The 21,203-nt window shown below is 64.7% G+C and carries 16 protein-coding genes and 1 pseudogene; 9 read left to right on the forward strand and 8 right to left on the reverse strand.

The genetic code is table 11. The annotated features are described in order from the left end of the window. Entirely contained in the window at window positions 1–741 is a 741-nt protein-coding gene (locus A5705_RS04805) for a TVP38/TMEM64 family protein (RefSeq protein ID WP_068275748.1), read from the reverse strand. A gap of 179 nt (window positions 742–920) precedes the next feature. Here A5705_RS04805 and mutA point away from each other — a divergent pair, with 179 nt between their 5' ends. The 3 genes from mutA to meaB all read left to right on the forward strand — a co-directional run bounded on the left by mutA (window position 921) and on the right by meaB (window position 6,095). Beyond that, entirely contained in the window at window positions 921–2,768 is a 1,848-nt protein-coding gene (mutA, locus tag A5705_RS04810; RefSeq protein ID WP_068275751.1) for a methylmalonyl-CoA mutase small subunit, read from the forward strand. 5 nt (window positions 2,769–2,773) lie between these two features. Beyond that, window positions 2,774–5,029 (forward strand): methylmalonyl-CoA mutase, encoded by a 2,256-nt coding sequence (gene scpA / locus A5705_RS04815; RefSeq protein WP_068275756.1) that lies wholly within the window; start codon window positions 2,774–2,776, stop codon window positions 5,027–5,029. An 85-nt stretch (window positions 5,030–5,114) separates the two neighbouring features. Then, window positions 5,115–6,095: a methylmalonyl Co-A mutase-associated GTPase MeaB gene (gene meaB / locus A5705_RS04820; RefSeq protein WP_068275833.1), complete on the forward strand. Its 981-nt coding sequence runs from the start codon at window positions 5,115–5,117 to the stop codon at window positions 6,093–6,095. 11 nt (window positions 6,096–6,106) lie between these two features. On the opposite strand, the gene A5705_RS27665 is transcribed toward meaB, so the two are convergent. Continuing rightward, entirely contained in the window at window positions 6,107–6,292 is a 186-nt protein-coding gene (locus A5705_RS27665) for a hypothetical protein (RefSeq protein ID WP_156763031.1), read from the reverse strand. Window positions 6,293–6,543: 251 nt separating this feature from the next. Here A5705_RS27665 and A5705_RS04825 point away from each other — a divergent pair, with 251 nt between their 5' ends. From A5705_RS04825 to A5705_RS27670, 6 genes are all read left to right on the forward strand, one after another. Further along, a complete protein-coding gene (locus A5705_RS04825; protein ID WP_369829592.1) occupies window positions 6,544–7,824 on the forward strand; it encodes a serine hydrolase domain-containing protein in 1,281 nt (426 codons plus the stop codon). A gap of 243 nt (window positions 7,825–8,067) precedes the next feature. Beyond that, window positions 8,068–9,327, forward strand: a complete 1,260-nt coding sequence (locus tag A5705_RS04830) for a nucleotide sugar dehydrogenase (RefSeq protein ID WP_068275760.1) — start codon at window positions 8,068–8,070, stop codon at window positions 9,325–9,327. After that, window positions 9,324–10,343 (forward strand): NAD(P)-dependent oxidoreductase, encoded by a 1,020-nt coding sequence (locus tag A5705_RS04835; protein ID WP_068275772.1) that lies wholly within the window; start codon window positions 9,324–9,326, stop codon window positions 10,341–10,343. The genes A5705_RS04830 and A5705_RS04835 overlap by 4 nt, the downstream gene beginning before the upstream one ends. 28 nt (window positions 10,344–10,371) lie before the next feature. Then, window positions 10,372–11,877: a glycosyltransferase gene (locus A5705_RS04840; protein ID WP_068275779.1), complete on the forward strand. Its 1,506-nt coding sequence runs from the start codon at window positions 10,372–10,374 to the stop codon at window positions 11,875–11,877. A 27-nt stretch (window positions 11,878–11,904) separates the two neighbouring features. Continuing rightward, a complete protein-coding gene (locus A5705_RS04845) occupies window positions 11,905–13,530 on the forward strand; it encodes a hypothetical protein (RefSeq protein ID WP_068275782.1) in 1,626 nt (541 codons plus the stop codon). Window positions 13,531–13,883: 353 nt separating this feature from the next. Next, window positions 13,884–15,836: a hypothetical protein gene (locus tag A5705_RS27670; RefSeq protein ID WP_156763032.1), complete on the forward strand. Its 1,953-nt coding sequence runs from the start codon at window positions 13,884–13,886 to the stop codon at window positions 15,834–15,836. 137 nt (window positions 15,837–15,973) lie between these two features. On the opposite strand, the gene A5705_RS04850 is transcribed toward A5705_RS27670, so the two are convergent. From A5705_RS04850 to A5705_RS04875, 6 genes and pseudogenes are all read right to left on the reverse strand, one after another. Then, window positions 15,974–16,618 (reverse strand): hypothetical protein, encoded by a 645-nt coding sequence (locus A5705_RS04850; protein ID WP_068275786.1) that lies wholly within the window; start codon window positions 16,616–16,618, stop codon window positions 15,974–15,976. Between the two features lie 226 nt (window positions 16,619–16,844). Next, on the reverse strand, window positions 16,845–17,591 hold the full coding sequence (locus tag A5705_RS04855; protein WP_068275836.1) for a glycosyltransferase family 2 protein: 747 nt from the start codon (window positions 17,589–17,591) through the stop codon (window positions 16,845–16,847). Between the two features lie 12 nt (window positions 17,592–17,603). Next, on the reverse strand, window positions 17,604–18,335 hold the full coding sequence (locus tag A5705_RS04860) for an FkbM family methyltransferase (RefSeq protein WP_068275789.1): 732 nt from the start codon (window positions 18,333–18,335) through the stop codon (window positions 17,604–17,606). A gap of 1 nt (window position 18,336) precedes the next feature. Further along, window positions 18,337–19,305 carry a GDP-L-fucose synthase gene (locus tag A5705_RS04865; RefSeq protein WP_068275797.1) on the reverse strand — a complete coding sequence of 323 codons (969 nt, stop codon included), beginning with the start codon at window positions 19,303–19,305 and terminating at the stop codon, window positions 18,337–18,339. After that, a complete protein-coding gene (gene gmd, locus A5705_RS04870; protein WP_068275798.1) occupies window positions 19,302–20,324 on the reverse strand; it encodes a GDP-mannose 4,6-dehydratase in 1,023 nt (340 codons plus the stop codon). Before gmd ends, A5705_RS04865 begins: the two co-directional genes overlap by 4 nt. A 231-nt stretch (window positions 20,325–20,555) precedes the next feature. After that, window positions 20,556–21,203 (reverse strand): annotated as a pseudogene (locus tag A5705_RS04875) (glycosyltransferase family 2 protein); the annotation flags it as partial.

Here is a 21,203-nt window from a genome sequence, read left to right on the forward strand (position 1 = left end):
TCAGAATTGGGCGGGCACGGGGGGATTGCGCCGGTGGTGCTGCCGGTAGTGACGGATCTCGAAGACCAGCCCGGTCACGCCCAGGCTGCCCGTGCACAGCGACACCAGGAGCAGCATCGGGCTGGGGTGACCGGCGAGGGCGTCACCGAGGATCACCACGGCGGCGGTGCCGGGCAGCAACCCGGCCACCGTGGCCAGCGTGTAGGGCGCCAGGCGGACGGCCGAGGCGCCGGCGGCGTAATTGATCACCGAGAACGGCACGGCGGGGATCAGCCGCAGCGACAGGATGGCCAGCCAGCCGCGGGCGCGCAGGCGTTCGTCGACGGTGTGGATCGATCGGTGCCGAACCAGGCGGTTGAGCTGCCAGCCGGCCGCGCGCACGAGCAGCAGGGCCAGCACCGCGCTGGCGGTGCTGGCGACCACCGCGATGCCCACGCCCAACAACGGCCCGAACAGCAGCCCGGCCGCCAGGGTGAACGCCGTGCGGGGGACCGGCACCACCGTGGCCACCACGTGCGTGCCCAGGAAGGCCAACGGGAACCAGGGACCCACCGATTCCGCCCAGTCCCGCATCTGCACCGGCGTCGGCAGCGGAAGCCAACTCGCCGCCACGATCAAGACTGTGATACCGACCACTGCCGCCAGCGCCCGCGGTCGGGCCAGCTGCCGCGCCGCCGCGCCCAACGCGGCGCGGAGATCACGCAGGGTGCCGGTGATTTTGCAGGTGGCGGAAACCGTCACGCCTGTCAAGGGTACGGGCCGGAGGTGAATTATCCGTTTCCCGAGACGGGTGTTTCACGTCCGTCCCGGGACAACGCCCTCGAGGCCCGTTCCCGCGCGGTTTTTAGCCGGGAGCCCCGATCAATTAGCCTCATTAGTACGTGGCAGAGCCCCATTTGCTGGGAAAAAGGGAGCAATCGGTGTCCATTGATGTACCCGAGCTCGCCGACCTAGAACAGGTTCGCGGGCGTTGGCGCAACGCGGTCGCCGGTGTGCTGGCCAAGAGCACCCGCAAGGATCCCGAGCAGTTGGGGGACGAGCCGGAGCGCCTGCTGGAGACCCCGACGTACGACGGGATCGCCATTCGCGCGCTCTACACCGCGCTGGACGAACTGCCCGAAGCGCCGCTGCCCGGCGCGTGGCCCTACGTACGTGGCGGCGACGCGCTGCGCGACGTCAACGCGGGCTGGAAGGTGGCCGAGGCGTTCCCCGTTGCCGGCGGCGTCCCGGACAACGATGCGGTGCTGGCCGCGCTGAACGAGGGGGTGGGCGCGCTGCGGATCCGGGCGGGCAAGTCCGGGGCGGCGCCCGGGGAGCTCGCGCGGCTGCTCTCGGGCGTGTACCTGGACCTGGTGCCCGTGATCCTCGACGCCGGCGCCGACTACCCCGAGGCCTGCGACGCCCTGCTGGCGCTGGTCGACAAGCTGGGCCCGGACCAGCGCAAGGCCCTGTCCGTCGACCTGGGCGCCGACCCGCTGACCGCGACGCTGAGCGGCCGCGAGACCCCGCCGGTTGAGCAGGTGCTCGCGGTGGCGAGGCGTGTGGCCGGGAGCCACGGCGTGCGGGCGATCACCGTCGACGGTCCCGCCTTCCACAACCTCGGCGCCAACGCCACCTGGGAGCTGGCCGGCTGCATCGCGGCCGCGGTGGCCTACCTGCGGTTGCTCACCGACTCCGGGATCACCGTCGCACAGGCGTTGCGGCAGATCAGCTTCCGGCTGGCCGCCGACGACGACCAGTTCCTGACGATCGCCAAGCTGCGCGCCGCGCGCAGGCTGTGGGCGCGGGTCGCCGAGGTGGTGGGCGACCCCGACGGCGGCGCGGCCGTCGTCCACGCGGAGACGTCGCTGCCGATGATGACCCAGCGCGATCCGTGGGTGAACATGCTGCGCGGCACCGTGGCCGCCTTCGGCGCGGGAGTCGGCGGCGCCGACACCGTGCTGGTGCTCCCGTTCGACACGGCCATCCCGGGAGGGTTTCCCGGTGTGGCGAACGGCTTCTCGCGCCGCATCGCGCGCAACACCCAGCTGTTGCTGCTGGAGGAGTCACACGTCGGGCAGGTGCTCGACCCGGCCGGCGGGTCGTGGTTCGTCGAGGACCTCACCGAGCGGCTGGCCGACCAGGCGTGGCGGCAGTTCCAGGACATCGAGGCGCGCGGCGGGTTCGCCGACGCCCGCGACCACGTCGGCGAGCAGATCGCCCGCGTCGCCGCCCGGCGCGCCGACGACGTCGCGCATCGGCGCACGGCGATCACCGGCGTCAACGAGTACCCGAACCTCGAGGAACCGCCTCTGAAGCAAGGGGATTCGTCATCGGCGGTCCGGCGCTACGCCGCCGAGTTCGAGGCGCTGCGGGACCGGTCGGACGCGTACCTGGCCCGCACCGGCGCGCGCCCGAAGGCGCTGCTGCTGCCGCTGGGCCCGTTGGCCGAGCACAACGTCCGGGCGACGTTCGCGGCCAACCTGCTGGCCTCGGGCGGCGTCGAGGCGATCAATCCCGGGCCGGTCGACGCCGCCGGCATCGCGGCGGCCGTGACGGCAGCGGGATCGCCGGCGGTGGCCGTCATCTGCGGCACCGACAAGCGCTACCACGACGAGGCGGCGGGCGCTGTCGAGGCGGCCCGGGCCGCCGGTGTCGCGACGGTCTACCTGGCCGGACCCGAGCAGGCGCTGGCAGACGACGCCCCCGACCGCCCGGATGAGTTTTTGACCGCGAAAATCAATGCGGTGCAAGCCTTGTCGGACCTGCTCACGCGATTGGGGGCGTAGCCGCTATGACGATGACGACACCCGCGATCGGCAGCTTCGCCGACGTCCCGCTGCGCGGCGAACGCGACGTGCCGCGGCCCACCGAGTCCACCGTGGAAGAGCAGGTCGCCGCGGCCGCGTCGGCGCACGGCTATGCGCCCGAGCAGTTGCGTTGGCACACGCCCGAAGGCATCGACGTCAAGCCGGTGTACATCGCCGAGGACCGCGCCGCCGCGGTGGCCGAGGGCTACCCGCTGAACAGCTTCCCCGGCGAACCGCCCTTCGTGCGCGGCCCCTACCCGACGATGTACGTCAACCAACCCTGGACGATTCGCCAGTACGCCGGGTTCTCCACCGCGGCGGATTCCAACGCGTTCTACCGGCGCAACCTGGCCGCCGGCCAGAAGGGGCTGTCGGTGGCCTTCGACCTGGCCACCCACCGCGGCTACGACTCCGACCACCCCCGCGTCCAGGGCGACGTCGGAATGGCGGGCGTGGCAATCGATTCCATCCTCGACATGCGCCAGCTGTTCGACGGCATCGACCTGTCCGCGGTGTCGGTGTCGATGACGATGAACGGCGCCGTGCTGCCGATCCTGGCGCTGTACGTGGTGGCCGCCGAGGAGCAGGGCGTGCCGCCGGAGAAGCTGGCCGGCACCATCCAGAACGACATCCTCAAAGAGTTCATGGTGCGCAACACCTACATCTACCCGCCAAAACCGTCGATGCGCATCATCTCCGACATCTTCGCCTACACCAGCGCCAGGATGCCGAAGTTCAACTCCATCTCGATCTCCGGCTACCACATCCAGGAGGCCGGGGCCACAGCGGATTTGGAGCTGGCCTACACGCTGGCCGACGGCGTCGACTACATCAAGGCGGGCCTGGACGCCGGCCTGGACATCGACAAGTTCGCGCCGCGGCTGTCGTTCTTCTGGGGCATCGGCATGAACTTCTTCATGGAGGTCGCCAAACTGCGGGCCGGCCGGCTGCTGTGGAGCGAACTGGTCGCCGGGTTCGGCGCCAAGAACCCCAAATCGCTGTCCCTGCGCACGCATTCGCAGACCTCGGGCTGGTCGCTGACCGCCCAGGACGCCTTCAACAACGTCGCGCGCACCTGCATCGAGGCGATGGCCGCCACCCAGGGCCACACCCAGTCGCTGCACACCAACGCCCTGGACGAGGCCCTGGCGCTGCCCACCGACTTCTCCGCGCGGATCGCGCGCAACACCCAGTTGCTGCTGGCGCAGGAGTCGGGCACCACCCGGCCGATCGACCCGTGGGGCGGCTCCTATTACGTGGAGTGGCTGACCCACCGGCTCGCGCAGCAGGCCCGCGCGCACATGGCCGAGATCGCCGAGCACGGCGGCATGGCGCAGGCCATCGACGACGGCATCCCCAAGATGCGCATCGAGGAGGCCGCCGCGCGCACCCAGGCCCGCATCGACTCGGGCCAGCAGCCCGTGATCGGGGTGAACAAGTACCAGGTCGACGAGGACCAGGAGATCGAGGTCCTCAAGGTCGAGAACAGCCGGGTGCGCGCCGAGCAGCTGGCCAAACTGCAAGAGCTGCGGGCGAATCGGGACCAGAAGGCCGTCGACGCGGCGCTGGCGGAGCTGTCCCGCGCCGCTGCCGCCACCGGACGGGCGGGCGAGGACGGGCTTGGCAACAACCTGCTGGCGCTGGCCATCGACGCGGCCCGGGCCAAGGCGACCGTCGGGGAGATCTCCGACGCGCTGGAAAAGGTGTATGGCCGTCACCAGGCGGAGATCCGTACCATCGCCGGGGTCTACCGTCACGAAGCCGGAAAGGCCACCAACATCGCCACCGCCACCGAATTGGTCGAGAAATTCGCCGAGGCCGACGGACGCCGGCCGAGGATTCTGGTGGCCAAGATGGGTCAGGACGGCCACGACCGCGGCCAGAAGGTGATCGCAACCGCGTTCGCCGACATCGGGTTCGACGTCGACGTCGGGTCGCTGTTCTCCACGCCCGAAGAGGTGGCCCGCCAGGCCGCCGACAACGACGTGCACGTCATCGGGGTGTCCTCGCTGGCGGCCGGGCACCTGACGCTGGTGCCGGCGCTGCGCGACGCGCTGGCCGAGGTGGGACGGCCCGACATCATGATCGTGGTCGGCGGCGTCATCCCGCCCGGCGACTTCGACGAACTCTACGCCGCCGGGGCGGCCGCGATCTTCCCGCCCGGCACGGTGATCGCCGACGCCGCAATCGGCTTGCTGCACAAGCTCGCCGAGCGGCTGGGCTATGACCTGAGCCAGTGACGTCGGCAATGCTTCGCGCGAACGTGACGTCATGGCGGGAATCGGCCCGTTTTTTCGCCGTGACGTCACGCTCGGCGCGTGCCACATGAAGGGCTCCGTCGAGGACTTGGCCAAGGCCGTTCTCGGCGGCGACCGCGCGGCCCTGCCGCGGGCCATCACGCTGCTGGAGTCCACCCGCCCCGACCATCACGAGAAGGCGCAACGGCTGCTGCTCGAGTTGACGCCTCACTCCGGCAACGCCCACCGTGTCGGCATCACCGGGGTCCCCGGGGTGGGCAAGTCCACCAGCATCGAGGCGCTCGGCATGCACCTGATCGACCAGGGCCACAAGGTGGCGGTGCTGGCCGTCGACCCGTCGTCGACGCGCACCGGCGGCTCGATCCTCGGCGACAAGACCCGGATGGCGCGGCTGGCGGTGCACCCCGACGCCTACATCCGCCCGTCGCCGACGTCGGGCACGCTGGGCGGGGTGGCGAAGGCCACCCGGGAAACCATCGTGCTGTTGGAGGCCGCGGGGTTCGACGTGATCCTGGTGGAGACCGTCGGCGTGGGCCAGTCCGAGGTGGCCGTGGCGAACATGGTGGACACCTTCGTGCTGTTGACCCTGGCGCGCAGCGGCGACCAGCTGCAGGGCATCAAGAAGGGCGCGCTGGAGCTGGCCGACATCGTGGTGGTCAACAAGGCTGACGGGGAGCATCTCGCCGAGGCGCGGAAGGCCGCGCGTGAACTGTCCGCGGCGATCAGGCTGATTCATCCCGGCGAAACACTGTGGCGGCCACCGGTTCTCACGATGAGCGCGACGGAGGGAACGGGCCTGGCCGAGCTGTGGGAGACCATCGAGCGCCATCGCCGGGTGCTCGCTGACGCCGGTCAGCTCGACGAGCGCCGGCGGGCCCAGCAAGTCGACTGGACCTGGCAGATGGTCCGCGACGCCGTCCTGGACCGGGTGCTGTCCAACCCGGACGTGCGCAAAATCCGCGCCGACGTGGAACGCCAGGTCAAGGCGGGGGAGCTCACCCCGGCGCTGGCGGCGCAGCAAATACTCGAGGCCGCGTCGGATCAGTAGCCGGCCCGATCTCAGCCGGCCGGTGGGTTATGCCCTTGGTCCGTGATGATCGTCTGCAGCAGGTCGACGATCTGCTGCTGCCCGGCGGCCGCGGCGTCGAACTTGCCCCGCATCTCGCTGACTCTACGGTCGACGTGCTCCCGGAGGCCGCCGAACTCGAGAGCGGTGACGCGGGATTCAAGATTCCCGGAGTCCACAACCGGAGCGTATCCCTATCCGCGGGTACCCCACGTCCCCTTTTCCCCAGATCTCGGCCCCGGCGAGGAGATGGCGCCAGCCCCTGCGCAAAATCCGCGCCGACGCGCCGTGCCAGGTCACGGCCGAGACGGCGGGCCCACTCGGGGATTCCGCAAATAAAGACCGTCTCGCGGGGTCTAACGGAAAGGTAACTAAGTGGCTTTTTGCCCTACAGAAGGTATGAATTCTTAGTAACTTTGAGACTGTGACAATGGAGTCCCGGGTTGATCGCCGCGCGGTCCCTGTCCACGATGGTCCCGACGCAGGTCATCGTGTGTCCGGCGCGGCGGACCCACATTTCGCATGCGTCGTTCGTGCTTTTTCCACCATGTTCCCCGCGCGCCGGTTCGGCGGCGGGGCGCTGGCCGTGTACGTCGACGGTCAACCTGCCGTGGACGTATGGACCGGCTGGGCCGACCGGGGCGGTCAGGTGCCGTGGTCGGCCGACACCGCGCCGATGGTGTTCTCGGCGACCAAAGGCATGGCGGCCACCGTCATCCACCGGCTCGCCGACCGCGGGCTCATCGACTACGAGGCCCCGGTCGCCCTGTACTGGCCGGAGTTCGCGGCCAACGGCAAAGCCGAACTGACCGTGCGGCAGCTGATGAGGCACCAAGCCGGGCTGTCGGGCCTGCGCGGCGCCACTCAGGAAGACCTGCTGGACCACGTCCGGATGGAAGAGCGGCTGGCGGCGGCGTCGCCCGGACGCCTGCTCGGCAAGTCCGCGTATCACGCGCTGACCTTCGGCTGGCTGATGTCCGGGCTTGCCCGGGGCGTGACCGGCAAGGGTATGCGCACGCTGATCCGCGAGGAGCTCGCCGAGCCGTTGGGCACCGACGGGATGCACCTGGGCCGGCCGCCGGCCGAGTCCCCGACGCGGGCGGCGCAGATCATCATGCCGCAGACCATCATCGACAACCCGGTCCTCAACTACGTGACGCGCAAGGTCGCCAACGAGCTGTCCGGCGGATGGCGGTCCATGTACTTCCCGGGCGTGATCGCCGCCGTCCAAGGCGATATCGCGCTGATGGACGGCGAGATCCCGGCGGCCAACGGGGTGGTGACCGCGCGGGCGCTGGCGCGGATGTACGGGGCGATCGCCAACGGCGGCGAGATCGACGGCACCCAGTTCCTGTCCCGTGAACTGGTTGCCGGCCTCACCGGCCGGCGGAGCCTGCGCCCGGACCGAAACCTGTTCGTGCCGTTGGCTTTCCACTTGGGTTACCACAGCCTGCCCATCGGCAATGTGATGCCGGGATTCGGCCACGTCGGGCTGGGCGGTTCGGTCGGCTGGGCCAACCCCGCGGAGGGCGTGGCGTTCGCGCTGGTGCACAACCGGCTGCTGACCCCGTTCGTGATGACCGATCACGCCGCATTCGTCGGGATCTACAAGCTGATCCGCGACGCCGCCGCGAAGGTACGCAAGCGCGGTCTGCAGCCGGTGACCGAATTCGGGGCGCCGTTCTCAGAGCCAGGCGCAGTCGCCGGCTAGGGCCGGCCGACGAGAAACTCCCAGGCGTAAGCGGAGTTTGGCCTAGCCACGGCTTGTCGTCGGTAGCTCCTCACGCGAGGTCGTGCGATGTAGATTGGCCCGTTTGCTGAAAACGCCCATGCTCGAATAGACCGTGCTCGTACGCTCCAACCGACGGGATCCATCCACGTACGTATTTGCTCTTGTCGTGGTTCAACCCTTGGGGGCAAGGTTTGAGGCAAGGGGCCGGAGGGGGAGTCTGGCATGGTAGGTCAACCCGATAAGCGCATCTGCATCATCGGCGGCGCCGGGCACGTAGGGCTTCCATTGGCGCTAGTGCTTGCCGACGAAGGTTTCAACGTCGACATCCTGGACACCAACGCGAGCGCCCTGAAGACGATCATGGCCGGCCGAATGCCCTTCGTCGAGCACGGCGCCCAAGATCTGCTCAAGCGGTTGTTGCCGACCGGGCGCATCTCGGCGACCACCGATTCGTGGGCAGTCAGAAACTCCGACATCGTGATCTGCGTCGTCGGGACCCCGGTGGACGAGTACCTGACGCCGCAGGCGCACACCTTCTTTCGGATCATCGACGAGATCAGCCCGTACTTTCATGACGGGCAGACGCTGGTGCTCAGGAGCACCGTCTACCCCGGGTTGAGCCAACGGGTCCACGACATGTTCGCCGAGCGCGGGATCGGCGTTCACGTCACGTTCTGCCCCGAGCGCATCGCGCAGGGCCACTCGATCCGCGAGCTCCGGGTCATTCCGCAGATCATCAGCGGCTTCGACGCCGAAGGGCGCCGGATCGTCCGCGAGCTCTTCTCGCGGATAACCAGCGAGATCATCGAGGTGGAACCGCAGGAGGCCGAGCTCGCCAAGCTGTTCTGCAACGCCTACCGCTACATCCAGTTCGCGGTCGCCAACCAGTTCTACCTGCTCAGCCGCGAGGCCGGGCTCGACTTCGACCGCGTGCATCATGCGGCCACCTTCAAGAACAGTCGCGTCGACAGCCTGCCCAGGGCCGGGCTGGCGGCCGGTCCCTGCCTGCTGAAGGACACCATGCAACTCGCCGCGTTCAGCAACAACAACTTCATGCTGGGGCACGCGGCCATGCTGATCAACGAGGGCCAGCCGCAGTTCATCGTGAACATGCTCAAGCGGCGGGTCAATCTGCGCGACAAGACCGTTGGCCTTCTCGGCATGACGTTCAAGGCGGATTGCGATGACACGCGCGACTCGCTGAGCTTCAAGTTGCGGCACCTGCTCATGCTGGAGGCTAAGAAGGTGATGTTGCACGATCCGTTCCTGGACGGCCCGGATTACTACGCGCTCGACGCGGTTTTGGGCCGTGCCGATGTCATCGTCATCGGCGTGCCCCACTCGATCTACCGGGGTCTGCAGATCCCGGGGGACAAGATCGTCGAGGATGTCTGGGGCTGTCTGGACGTCAGCGAGGTCGAGGCGGACGCGGCGAACGGGGCCACGTTGGCGACCCTGGGTATGGGAACACCGGCCCCGTGAAGGTTCTCGTAACGGGCAGCGCCGGATTCATCAACGGCTACGTTGTCGACGAGCTGCTACGCGCCGGCCACGAGGTGGTCGGCATCGACAACTACTCCAAGTACGGCAAAGTCAAGAAAAGCTACGACGATCATCCCCGGTACCAGTTCGTCGAGGGTGACGTCAAAGACCTGGATCTGATGTTCTCGCTGATCGAGGGCTGCGACCAGATGGTGGCCAGTGCGGCCCGGATCGGCGGCATCACCTACTTCCACGAGTACGCCTACGATCTGCTGGCCGAGAACGAACGCATCGCCGCCGCGCACTTCGACACGGCGATCTACGCGTATCGCAAGGGCTGGCTCAAGAAGATCAACGTGATCAGCTCGTCGATGGTGTTCGAGAACGCCACCGTTTTTCCGACACCGGAGAAACACATCACCGAATGCCCGCCCCCGACAAGCACTTACGGCTTTCAGAAGCTGGCCTGCGAGTATTTCGCGCACGGAGCATATGAGCAGTACGGCCTGCCGTATACGATCATCCGGCCGTTCAATTGCGTGGGCACCGGCGAGCAGCGGGCGATCGGTGGCCGCGAAATTCCCAGCGGGAACGTGAAACTCGCCATGAGCCATGTCGTCCCCGACCTCATCCAGAAGGTGGCGAAGGGCCAGGATCCCCTGCGCATCCTCGGCGACGGCACGCAGGTGCGGCACTACACGTACGGCGGCGACCTGGCGCGTGGCATTCGTACCTGCATGGAGCACCCGGCCGCGCTGAACGGGGACTTCAACCTTTCGACGCCCGAAGCCACCACCGTGCTGGAACTGGCGGAGGTGATCTGGAAAAAGATGCGGCCCGACGCCCAGTTCCGCTACGAGAGCGATCCACCGTTCGAGCACGACGTCCAACTGCGCTCACCGGACGTGCACAAGGCGTCGGAGGTGCTCGGCTTCGAGGCGACGACGACGCTCGAGTCCATGCTGGACGAGGTCATACCCTGGGTGGCCAACGCCGTCGATGCCGGGACCATCTGACGTGCAACCGTTGTCGCAATGAACCGTCATGCGTATCGCGGGTAAGCCCGACCTTCAGCAGCTCTACCGGAATCGCTTCGGCCACGCCCGCGAATCGCGGTCAGCCATCTGGGCGGTATTGGTGCGGGATTTCTTCCAGGCGTGGATCAGCCGCAGCGATACGGTGGTCGACCTCGGCTGCGGCTACGGCGAGTTCCTGAATCACGTGAGCGCCGCGCGCCGGATCGGTGTCGATCTCAATCCGGAGAGCGCGAGCATGCTGGAACCCGGCGTCGAATTCCATCACGGTCGCGCCGACGACCTTGGCTTTCTCGAGGAGGAATCGGTCGACGTCGTCTTCACGAGCAACTTGCTGGAGCATCTGCGTAGCAAGGAGGAAGTCGAGCGGACGGTCGCCGCGGCCCGCCGAGTGCTCAAGCCGGGCGGGCATTTCATCGCGATGGGACCGAATATCCGTTTCGTTCCGGGTGATTATTGGGACTTCTGGGATCACACGGTGCCGATCAGCGACCGCTCCCTGACCGAGCTGCTGGTGTCGTGCGACTTCGAAATCCTGGAAAGCTACGACCGTTTCCTGCCGTACACGTCGTCGTCGCCGCTGCCGCAGGCGCCGGTCCTGGTGCAGTTGTATCTGCATTCGCGGGCGGCGTGGCCAATCCTGGGCAAGCAGTTCGTGATTCGCGCACGCAAGCCCACCCCACGGTCCGACGCAGACGACCAGCGCCTGGTGAGCGTGGTCATCCCCGTTTACAACGAGGGCGAAAACATTCAGCTCTGCATCAGGAGGCTCACGGAGGCGCTGGCCGAGACGCGGCACGAGCTGCTCGTGTGTTACGACTTCGACGAGGACAGCACGCTGCCGGCGCTCGCCGCCATGCCCGGCAAGCCGGCCACGGTGCGGCTGGTGCGTAACTCGCTCGGCAAGGGCGTGGCCAACGCGTTGATCGCCGGCTTCGCGGCGGCGCGCGGCGACGTGGTGGTCACCAGCATGGCGGACCTGTCGGATCCACCCTCGGTGATTCCGTTGATGGCGGCCAAGATTCGCGACGAGGGAGCCGACGTCGTCAGCGGGTCGCGCTACATGCCCGGCGGTAACCAGCGCGGCGGGCCTCGGGTGAAGACGCTGATGTCGCGGACCGCCGGACTCAGCCTGCATTACGTCGGCCGCATCCGGACCCACGACGCCACCACGAACTTCCGCGCCTATAGCCGCCGTTTCCTCGACGACGTCCCCGTGCAGAGTGGGCGCGGGTTCGAGGTGGGGCTGGAGCTCACGACGAAGGCGCACCTGCTCGGGTACCGGGTCGACGAGGTTCCCAGCAGCTGGGATGACCGGACCGCCGGCGACAGCAAGTTTGATCTGGTCGGCTGGCTGCCCGCGTATCTGCATTGGTACGGGTTGGCCATGCGCCGACCTATGTTGCAGTGGACGGGCGGCGGCCTGGCCTCGCTGGGGGCGCTTCAGCTGCTGCGGCGGTACAGGGGAGGCGGGCTACCGTCCGCCTGGGAGCGGAAAGCCTTGTGGTCGAGATGATTTGGCCCAGCGGGGGAGCGTAGTGAGATGCCTGAACACGTCGATGTGATGCCGAAAGCCGCGGCGGCAAGCCTGGAGGGGCGACCGAGCGCGGCAGACGGAGTAACCCTGAAGATTTCGCAGGACGCACCGCGGGACGCACGGCGACGGCGGAACGACACGATCGCCCTGCTGGCGGCGGTCGCCTGCATTGTCCTCGGTGTCAAGCTTCTCGTCATTGCGGTCCTCGGTTCACCGGTGCCGCTATCGGATCAATGGGACGGAGAGGCGATCCTTTATTCGCGGTACTTGCGGGGCGCGCTTTCGTTCGCTCAGCTCTTCGCGCCGCATAACGAACATCGCATCGTCGTTTTCCGCATGCTCGCGCTGCTGCACTTGGAGCTGGCCGGCGAGTGGAACACGCGCCTCGAGATGATCCTCGGCGCGATTGTTGATACCGCCGTGATCACCTGGTTCACGTCGCTACTGATGCCCCTCGTCTCGTCGCGGCGTCGGATGCTTCTGGGGTGTTTCGTTGCATTCCTGTTTGCGTTTCCGATCTTCGAGAACTCCCTGTGGGGGTTTCAGGACCAGGTGTATCTGGCGTTGTTGTTCGGCATTGCGGCGCTGGCTGCATTCGCCAGCGCGTCTCCCTTCTCCGCGCGCTGGTTTTGCGGGCTGATCGCCGCGATCCTCAGTTATTTTTCGTTTGCGACGGGGGTGGCCACGATCCTCGCCGCCGCTGTGCTGGTGGGCTTGCAGATCGCGACCAACGCGAGAAAGCGCTGCCGTCGTGAGTTCGCCGGCGTCATCGTCATCGCATCAACCGGCCTGGCGATAATCCTCTGGGCGTCGTCGAGCGCGCACCCGCTGAGCACACCGTGGACGGTGATCGAGGGATTGTTCCTGCTCGGCGCTTGCGTCATGGCCGCGCTACTCCCGATGGCCTGGTTCTGCTGGCACACCGTGTCGAAGCGCCCGGCGATCTCGGACCGCGCCTGGCCGGTGATCGGTATCGCGGCATGGCTCGTGATCCAGCTCGGCCTGCTCGCCTACGGCCGTGGGGCCGCCATCGCGGTGCGGTACATGGACGCCATCATGCTTGTATATCCACTAGGGCTAATGGCGATGTTCGCACTTGCCGACAGAGCGCGTGCCTCACGCTTTAGCCGATACACGCGTCCTGTCGCAATGGCGTGGGTGTTCACCGTAGTAGTGGCCTTCGCGCTCTTGGGCTACTACGGGGCGGTGCTCGGCGCCATCGATTGGAGCAAAGCGGCACGCGAAGAGACAGCCAAAATCCAGACCTACCTCGCCACAGGAAACGTCGACTATCTCAAGTCGACCGGTCGGGGCGGCCACGGGATAGAGCTGTCTTACCCGTACCCCGGACATCTGGCGGAGGTTCTAGGAGACCCCAATGTCAGGGCTATCCTGCCACCGGAAATCCGACCCAGCGATGCCGACAACGTCGGGGCACGCAACCGCATGTTGCTCAAAGGTTCATTAGCCGGTGCGACAGCCACTGCAGTCCGATTCATCTTCTCGGTGGGCCCCGCATTGCTAGCGCTAGGGGTGGGGCTCTTCTTCGGAGTCGAGGCGCAACGAAGCTTTCGCGCGCTGAAGGGACACCAAGGGTGGCATCGGCGACCTGACGCGGAACGCACCTCATGACGCCGGGCCTCGGTGCGTCGAAATGGGTGGTTCGCTCGGCTGACATACCCGGTAATGCCGGTGACATTTGAGGTGGTGCACCACTCGCGCCGAGTTGTTTGGGATGACCGATCACATCTCGGTGTTCAATCAAGGACCTTCGTAGCGGGCCGCTAGGAGACAGCAAGATCTCGAATTTCGGCCGGGATGGGCAAATCTGGATTATGCTCCGGGCGATTGGGGCGCCGACAGGCTATGCGGCCGCTAAGAGGTGGCGGAGGAGTTGGGGGAGCCGCGTGTATCGGCCACTTGAGACGCTGCGACGATTCGTGCCAGCGACCCGGCAGGCGGGACCGGAGGAGGTCAGCCGGGTAATGAGCACCTCGCCAGATGGCGATGCTACTGAGCTGCCGCATGAGGCGGCGCGAGCTGACCAGGACAAAACTCGCTCGATGCGTTGTCGATTCGATGATGTCGGTGGCAGTGGTGTTATATCCGAGCCGGTCGATGACACCCAGTCCAGCGGTGCGACTGCAGCGCCGGCAGGACGATTTGTTCGCTTCCTCGACCTGTTTGGGCGGCCTCGAGCGTTATCGGCCATCGTCGTTCTGGCAGCGCTCATCGCTCTGCCCACGGTGCTAATAGGCTTTTTCGCGGACGACTACAGTCTTATAGCTGAAGTTGAGCACAGCGTTCCTGCATTTGCGCATCACTCGCCGGTCGATCTTTATCGTTTTGCCGACGACCGCGTCGAACTTGAACGTCAGATCCGCAACGGGCCGCTTCCGTGGTTCACGGATCCTGGCTTCAGAATGCACTTTTTCCGACCTTTGACGAGTCTCTTGTTCACCTTGGATCACGCCGTTTGGGGCCACTTCGCGGCGGGCTATCACGTCACATCTGTTCTCTTGTACGCGGCGCTCGTGTTATCTGTAGGCCTTCTCTTTCGCGCCACACTCGGTGTCCGGAAACCAGGGCCCGCTGCGGTTACGGCGGGGCTTGCAGCGCTGCTCTTCGCCGTCGAAGCGTTTCACAGTGAGCCCGTCGGCTGGATCTCATCCCGCCATGTCCTGGTCGCCGCTATACCCGCGGTGCTAAGCCTTGTGGCACATTTGCGATACCTACGTGACGGATGGCGTCCAGGCGGATGGCTGGGCCCACTCGGCGTCGTCGCGGCCTTGCTGAGCAGTGAGACTGGCCTGGGCGCGGTCGCGTGCTGGTTCTGTCTCGACGCACTCGGTCCAGCGCCACCGGAACGGTCATCGCCGCGTTCTCGATTGCTTGCCAGCCTGCCGGTAATTGCAATCGCCGCCGGCTACGTCGGGATGTACACCTTCTTTAAGTTCGGCGCTGCCGGCAACATCTACCGCGGCCCCACCAGCGACCCACTTGGCTTCTTAGAGGCGGCGGCTGTGCGAGTTCCTACATTGGCCGGCTTCTCGCTGACGGGCTTTATTCCGGATTTACCACCGATCGGTTCCATGGTAATTGGTTTTGCTGCTTGCGCCGTGGCTTTCGGGCTCTACATGTTGGCCCGGCCTGCGATTTCCATCGATGAGCGAGTCACTCTACGTTGGTTGCTACCGGGAGCGCTACTGTCGATGGTCGTGGCTTCGGCTGGCGCTCCAAGCCCCCGCCTACTCCTTTTCCCCAGCATCGCAACTGCTTTCTTACTCGCAGTCTTCGTTTACCGCGGCGTCCAGGTACTCGCTAACCCCGGCCGTCGAAGATTACTTCGTGCCGGTTGCTATGCAATCGTGGCTCTGCACATGGTCGTTGCCCCGATCGAATTCTTAGTCGCCACTGCTCAGCTAGCCGATGTAGCCCGGCGGGGGAGCAACATCTTTTGGAACGCCGAGATCGATCACTCGGTGACGACCCACGTAATGGTATTGGCTGCACCAGATGCACACGCAGCGTTCTACCCCGCGGTGGTGGCCGAGGCGCTCGCGCCTCACACCACGAGTGCCTGGCAAATACTGTCCATGGCTAACGGCAACCATCGCTTTACCCGCACCGGGGCGGCAAGCTTCCGTCTCGACGTGATCGGCGGCGCCGCAACGTATAACCCAAGCGAGGAAATGTTTCGTTCGTCCCGGACGCCCGTTCGTGTGGGCGACCTCGTCAAACTCAGTGGCGCTACCGTGACTGTCCTTGCGGTCGATGGGCCGGAGCCCACCTCGATTGAGATAACCGTCGACGTTCCTCTCGATAACTCCGCGCTTGCCCTCTTAAGCTGGCGCGACGGACGCCTTGTCCGTCTGGTTCCGCCCCCGGTGGGCACCAGCATCAATCTTCCGTGGAGCCGTGCGATTTCAAAAAGTTGATGACCCTGGCGGCTCAGAGCACCGAGGCAGCAGTCCTCGCAATCAAGATGGCGGGGTCGAAGAAAAGCTACGCCTCCTGGGTGGTGCTGATCGATCAGATCCGTCAACGGCAACATTGATGCGGTACCTATCTAGCTTCATAGGGAATCTCCACCACGATCGAGTCCAGACCAGCACGAATCAGCGCTGTGGGGAACGCCGCGCGCGGCCGACGTAATCGCGTCTAGCTCAGGAAATCCCGCGAGCCCAGAGCCGAAAAGACGCAGGTCGTCGATAACGATAGTGATGCCCGCCGGAGTTACGTCTGCGAGCCGCCGGAGCGTTGACTCGGCTGGCTCCATCTCCTCACCCTCGGCCGTACCGGCACCGGAGAAGTGGCCGTTGAGGAATACCAGCGGTGGAGTCGGACAGTTCGCAACCACCTTTGGGATTTCGACAAGGGAGTCGCCGTGGACAAGAGTGACTTTGGTTTCATGGCTGAACCGCTGCTGGGCTGCGGCGAACAGTCCGTCGTGTAGCTCTACTGAGATCACCTGATCCACATGCGGAACGAAGAAAGCGGTCGTTTCGCCCCTGTAGGTTCCGGCCTCGACGAAGATCCGATGCCCGCGCGCCTGCAAAGCATGGAGTAGATGGCGCTGCTTTGCGATCGCGGGTGGAGAAACGAGATACTCGCCGTGAAACCAGGCATATGCAGCCGCGCGGCGGGTGGGTTCCAAAGAGGTCGTTTTGCGGCCCAGATTCAGCGCGGTGCCCCGCAAGCTATCCATGATCCTCGACATAACGGTGACAGTAACCGCGGCCCGTGCGTCGGAGGTCCAACCGTGTCATCGCGTGCCTGAAGGGACGATAGATGACTCGAATGATTGGACGCCGGGGACAAAGCCTAAGCGATGACCATCATGCAGGCATCGACTTGGCGATCGCGACTTCGAGCGCCACGGTCGGCTGGTGGGGCCCATCTTCGGCAGGTTCATGCTGAGGCTGGTCGGGTTGAGACGTCACCATTCAATGATCGCGGTTACGTCGCATGCGGATTAACTTCCGCCAGACACTCAGCTCTCGACGAAACATCTCCGATACCGACACATTGATGAACACCGGCAGCCGCTTTTTCAGCTCCTCGTCTTCCTTCTTGCTGACGCCGGAGACGTCGTTGTAGTTGGCAATAGTCATGTCCATGTAACGGGCGACGACCGCTGGGTTTGAAAAGCAGCGGATGTTGAAGTCCCAGTCAGCCCAGACCCGGTAGCGCAGGTTATATGGTCCTATACCAGCGAAGAGCTCACGCCGGTAGAAGATTGCCTGGTGACAGATGTTCTGTTCGAATAACAGACGGTCGAGGTCGAAAGCACCTGCGTAGCGGGAAGACTTCGATCGCAGCATCACGTCCCCATACACTATGTCGCTGGGGTCGTGTTCTCTAATGAAAGTGGCCACTCGGGTCAGGGTGTCATCAGCGTAGAGGGTGTCGTCTGCGCCCAGGAAGAATAACCAAGCTCCGGAGGCCAGCTCGACGCCGTGGTTCATGGCGTCGTAGGGGCCTCGATCTGGGCCCGAATGAATGATCAGTCTCCCACTGAGGCGCGCGGAGTAGCTATCGGCGATCTCGAGGGTCCGGTCTGTGGAGCCACCGTCGACAACGACCAGGTCGAAGTCACTACAGGTCTGTCGGGCAATGCTATCAAGGCAAGCAGGCAGGGTGTCTGCCACGTTGAATGTGGGAACGATGATTGAGAACAGCGGCGCGTCCAAAGCGCTACTCACTTAGTCATTCTCACGGAAGAAGACGCCGTCGGCCTGCAACGTTCGCCCATTGCGCATGTCGGTAAAGCAGGGCCGCAACCCCGTCGGCGTGAAGCCCAACGAATACGCGGTGTCGAGTGCCTCGCGAATCAGCATGCCTCCTTCGTACAAAGGCACGAAGGACAGTTCAAGTTGTACGCCGACGCAGTGGTCTCTCAACGTTGCACTGCAGCCGGCGAGCACCTGCTTTTCGAACCCTTGAACGTCGATCTTCAGAAAAATCTTGTCGTTCGGTCGCAGAAATTCCGACGCTACCGAATCAAGCCGGCGTACTGGGACCTCCTCGACGCCAACATAATTGGCCGGTGGATACGCATCCTGGTGAGCTTGCAGCATCGGCAGTACGGAACTGCTTTCGCCGGCGTTGCCTGCGACATTTATCGAGATGGTGCCATCGGTATCACCCAGCGCGGAGCGCCTGCACTCCCACAGCGGATCGGTCGAGGCTCTGCGCTCGAGGAGCGAAAACGGCTCGGACAGCGGCTCGAACGAAACGATCCGGGCCGTGTAGCCCGCGGCGCGCAGATCACTAGCGTACTGGCCCGAGTTGGCGCCCACATCAATAACCGTAGTTACCTGATGCGATTCCAGTTGGCATAGAAGATTTCGCTCCCAGTCCAGCTGAGGCTGATACCACGTCAGGTCGATGCCGGCGCGACGCGCGATTTTTCGAGCGCGCTGCATCAAGCTCATTTCAACTCCTTAACGCGTCGACGTTCTCGCGATACCACGTCACCGTTGCAGCGATGCCATCACGTAGCGCGATTTCAGGATGCCACCCCGCGCTCGTGAGGACCGAGACGTCTAGAAGTTTGCGCGGTGTTCCGTCCGGTTTGGTTGGATCCCAGTGTGTTTCGCCGTGGTAGCCTACCGCGGCTGCGACCATTTCGGCGATCTCACTGATGGTGTGGTCGATGCCAGTACCCACGTTGACGTGGGAAGGTCCGTCGAAGTGTTCCAACAAATACAGGCATGCACTCGCCAGATCATCGACATGCAACAGCTCACGGCGGGGAGTGCCGGTGCCCCAATTCATCACTTCCTGCGCACCACTGGCTTTGGCCTCGTCATACCTTCGGATGAGTGCCGGCAGCAGGTGCGAATCGGATGGAGAGAAGTTGTCGCCTGGTCCGTACAGGTTGGTTGGCATCGCGGCGATCCACGACAGGCCATATTGACGCCTAACGGCCTGCACCTGAAGAATGCCAGCGATTTTGGCAATCGCGTACGCGTCGTTGGTCGGTTCCAAAGGGCCGGTGAGGAGCGCCCTCTCCGGGATAGGCTGCGGAGCCATTTTGGGGTAGATGCACGAGGAGCCAAGGAAAAGGAGCCGCGGCACCCGCGCCGCCGCGGCAGCGTCGAGCAAATTGACCTGGATCTGGAGATTCTCTGACAAAAATTCAGCAGGATACGTGTTGTTGGCCATGATGCCGCCGACCCTGGCCGCCGCGTCGATGACAACCCGAGGCCTCGATTGAAGAAGGAAGTCGAACGTCGCGTCCCGATCCGTCAAATCGAGTTCCTTGCGCGACTGCAGCAGGAGATTGGTGAAGCCCGCTGCGCGAAACTTGCGTAGCAGGGCCGACCCAACTAACCCGCGATGCCCCGCGATGTAGACCGGACCCGAACGGTCTAGCTTGACAATAGGTGTGTCCGCGTTCATGCGCGGCCCGCGAGCATGGGCTTGTCAATCCACGGCTTGCCCTCGCATTCCAGTGCGGCGATGTCAGCGTCGACCATGATCCGCGCGAGTTCGCCGGTGTGGATCGAAGCCTTCCAGCCCAGTACCTCAGAGGCCTTCGTCGCGTCCCCAATGAGCGAGTCCACCTCCGTGGGTCGGAGATAGCGTTGGTCGAATTTCACATGCTTTTGCCAGTCCAGATTCGCGTGCTCGAATGCGGCCTGCGCGAACTCGCGCACGGTGAAGCCACGCCCCGTCGCAAGTACGAAGTCGTCGGGCTCGTCCGTCTGCAGCATCCGCCACATTCCCTCGACATACTCTGGGGCGTATCCCCAGTCGCGAACTGCGTCCAAATTGCCCATGTAGACGTCAGTTTGGATACCGGCCCTGATACGTGCTACAGCTCGAGTGATCTTTCGGGTCACGAATGTCTCACCGCGTCGCGGGGATTCGTGGTTGAACAAGATACCGTTGACGGCAAATAAGCCGTACGCTTCTCGATAATTCCTCGTGGCCCAATATGAGTAAACCTTGGCCGCGCCATATGGTGATCGCGGATAGAACGGCGTCAGTTCGTTCTGAGGTGGCGGCGACGCGCCGAACATCTCCGACGAAGACGCCTGATAGTAGCGGCACTGCACCTTGGAAAGACGGACGGCTTCTAGCAGTCGCATGGATCCCATGCCGGTCGTGTCGCCGGTGTGCACTGGTTCGTCGAAGCTGACCCGCACGTGCGATTGCGCCGCGAGGTTATAGACCTCGTCGGGTTCGATGGTGCCGAGCAAAGTCACTAATCGGGTCCCGTCGATGAGATCTCCATAGTGCAAGAACAGCCGTGGATTCGGCTCGTGGGGATCAACGTAGAGATGATCGATGCGCGACGTGTTGAATGTCGAGGCACGACGGATGAGCCCATGGACCTCATACCCCTTGCGCAGCAGCAGTTCTGCGAGGTAGGAGCCATCTTGTCCGGTAATTCCGGTTATGAGCGCTCGCTTCACGGGATTCTCACTTCTGTCGAAGAACTGGTCGCCACGCTTCCCCATGATTGGCCATATCGCTCCATTTTGTGGCACAACTGCGGGTGCCGCCGTCATGTCATCGTAGATGGCGCGCTCACGCCTGGACGAAAACCTTGGTCGAGTACGGACGTCTTACTGGCTCCTCAAGCCGACAGGGTTGACGCGGCATCCCCAGCCGGATGCAGGCGAGACAAATACGCCCTATGCATGTCATGAAAGCCTATCGCGCCGCAGGCGAGCATGGGCGAACTCAGCAACGGGCGCCCGGGCGACCGTCTTCACGCGTGCCCAGCGCTGCGGCCCGAATACTGCTGCTCGGAAGGCCAGAGCCAACCATGTAAGTGGCCATCGCATTCCGGCGATGACGCGGATCGAGGTCGGCGACGCCGGGTCGACGATAAGCGAAGTAAGAATCCGCAGCTGGTCAAGCCAGTTGCGCCCCGCTTTGACGATGTGCATCGATTCCGTCGTCGCCGTGTGGGTGCGCACCGACAGCTCTTGGGGCAGGAAGCAGACCGTCGACCGCACCATCAAGCGATACCAGAAATCTAGATCGACAAGCTGGTATATGTCGCTCCGAAACCCCCCGATGTCGAGTCCAAGCTGACGGCGGAACATCACACAAGTCGGTTCGCCGATCCAATTGCCCGCGCCGCCGCGCACAATGTGCTGCGCGACAAGCCAAGTTCCACGGTTCCGTTCGCGAAGCCGGAAAAAGTGTTTGTGCGCGGGACCAACTCGACGGCGCCACGGCAGGTTTTCGTCTTGAGCCACCCGCCTCGGGGCGAAGGCCAGTCCCACAGCGGGGTCGCCGAAGCAGGGAGCGAGGGTCTTAAGTGCCCCGGGAAGCAACCAGTC

The organism is Mycobacterium sp. E787, assembly GCF_001668725.1.
In the GTDB taxonomy this organism is placed as follows: domain Bacteria; phylum Actinomycetota; class Actinomycetes; order Mycobacteriales; family Mycobacteriaceae; genus Mycobacterium.

Bases quoted from the DNA above. Each gene is read 5' to 3' on its own strand.
- scpA (WP_068275756.1), top strand. From the start codon at position 2,774: ATGACGATGACGACACCCGCGATCGGCAGCTTCGCCGACGTCCCGCTG.
- meaB (WP_068275833.1), top strand. From the start codon at position 5,115: ATGAAGGGCTCCGTCGAGGACTTGGCCAAGGCCGTTCTCGGCGGCGAC.
- A5705_RS04825 (WP_369829592.1), top strand. From the start codon at position 6,544: ATGGAGTCCCGGGTTGATCGCCGCGCGGTCCCTGTCCACGATGGTCCC.
- A5705_RS04830 (WP_068275760.1), top strand. From the start codon at position 8,068: ATGGTAGGTCAACCCGATAAGCGCATCTGCATCATCGGCGGCGCCGGG.
- A5705_RS04840 (WP_068275779.1), top strand. From the start codon at position 10,372: ATGCGTATCGCGGGTAAGCCCGACCTTCAGCAGCTCTACCGGAATCGC.
- A5705_RS04845 (WP_068275782.1), top strand. From the start codon at position 11,905: ATGCCTGAACACGTCGATGTGATGCCGAAAGCCGCGGCGGCAAGCCTG.
- A5705_RS27670 (WP_156763032.1), top strand. From the start codon at position 13,884: ATGAGCACCTCGCCAGATGGCGATGCTACTGAGCTGCCGCATGAGGCG.
- A5705_RS04850 (WP_068275786.1), bottom strand. From the start codon at position 16,618: ATGTCGAGGATCATGGATAGCTTGCGGGGCACCGCGCTGAATCTGGGC.
- A5705_RS04860 (WP_068275789.1), bottom strand. From the start codon at position 18,335: ATGAGCTTGATGCAGCGCGCTCGAAAAATCGCGCGTCGCGCCGGCATC.
- A5705_RS04865 (WP_068275797.1), bottom strand. From the start codon at position 19,305: ATGAACGCGGACACACCTATTGTCAAGCTAGACCGTTCGGGTCCGGTC.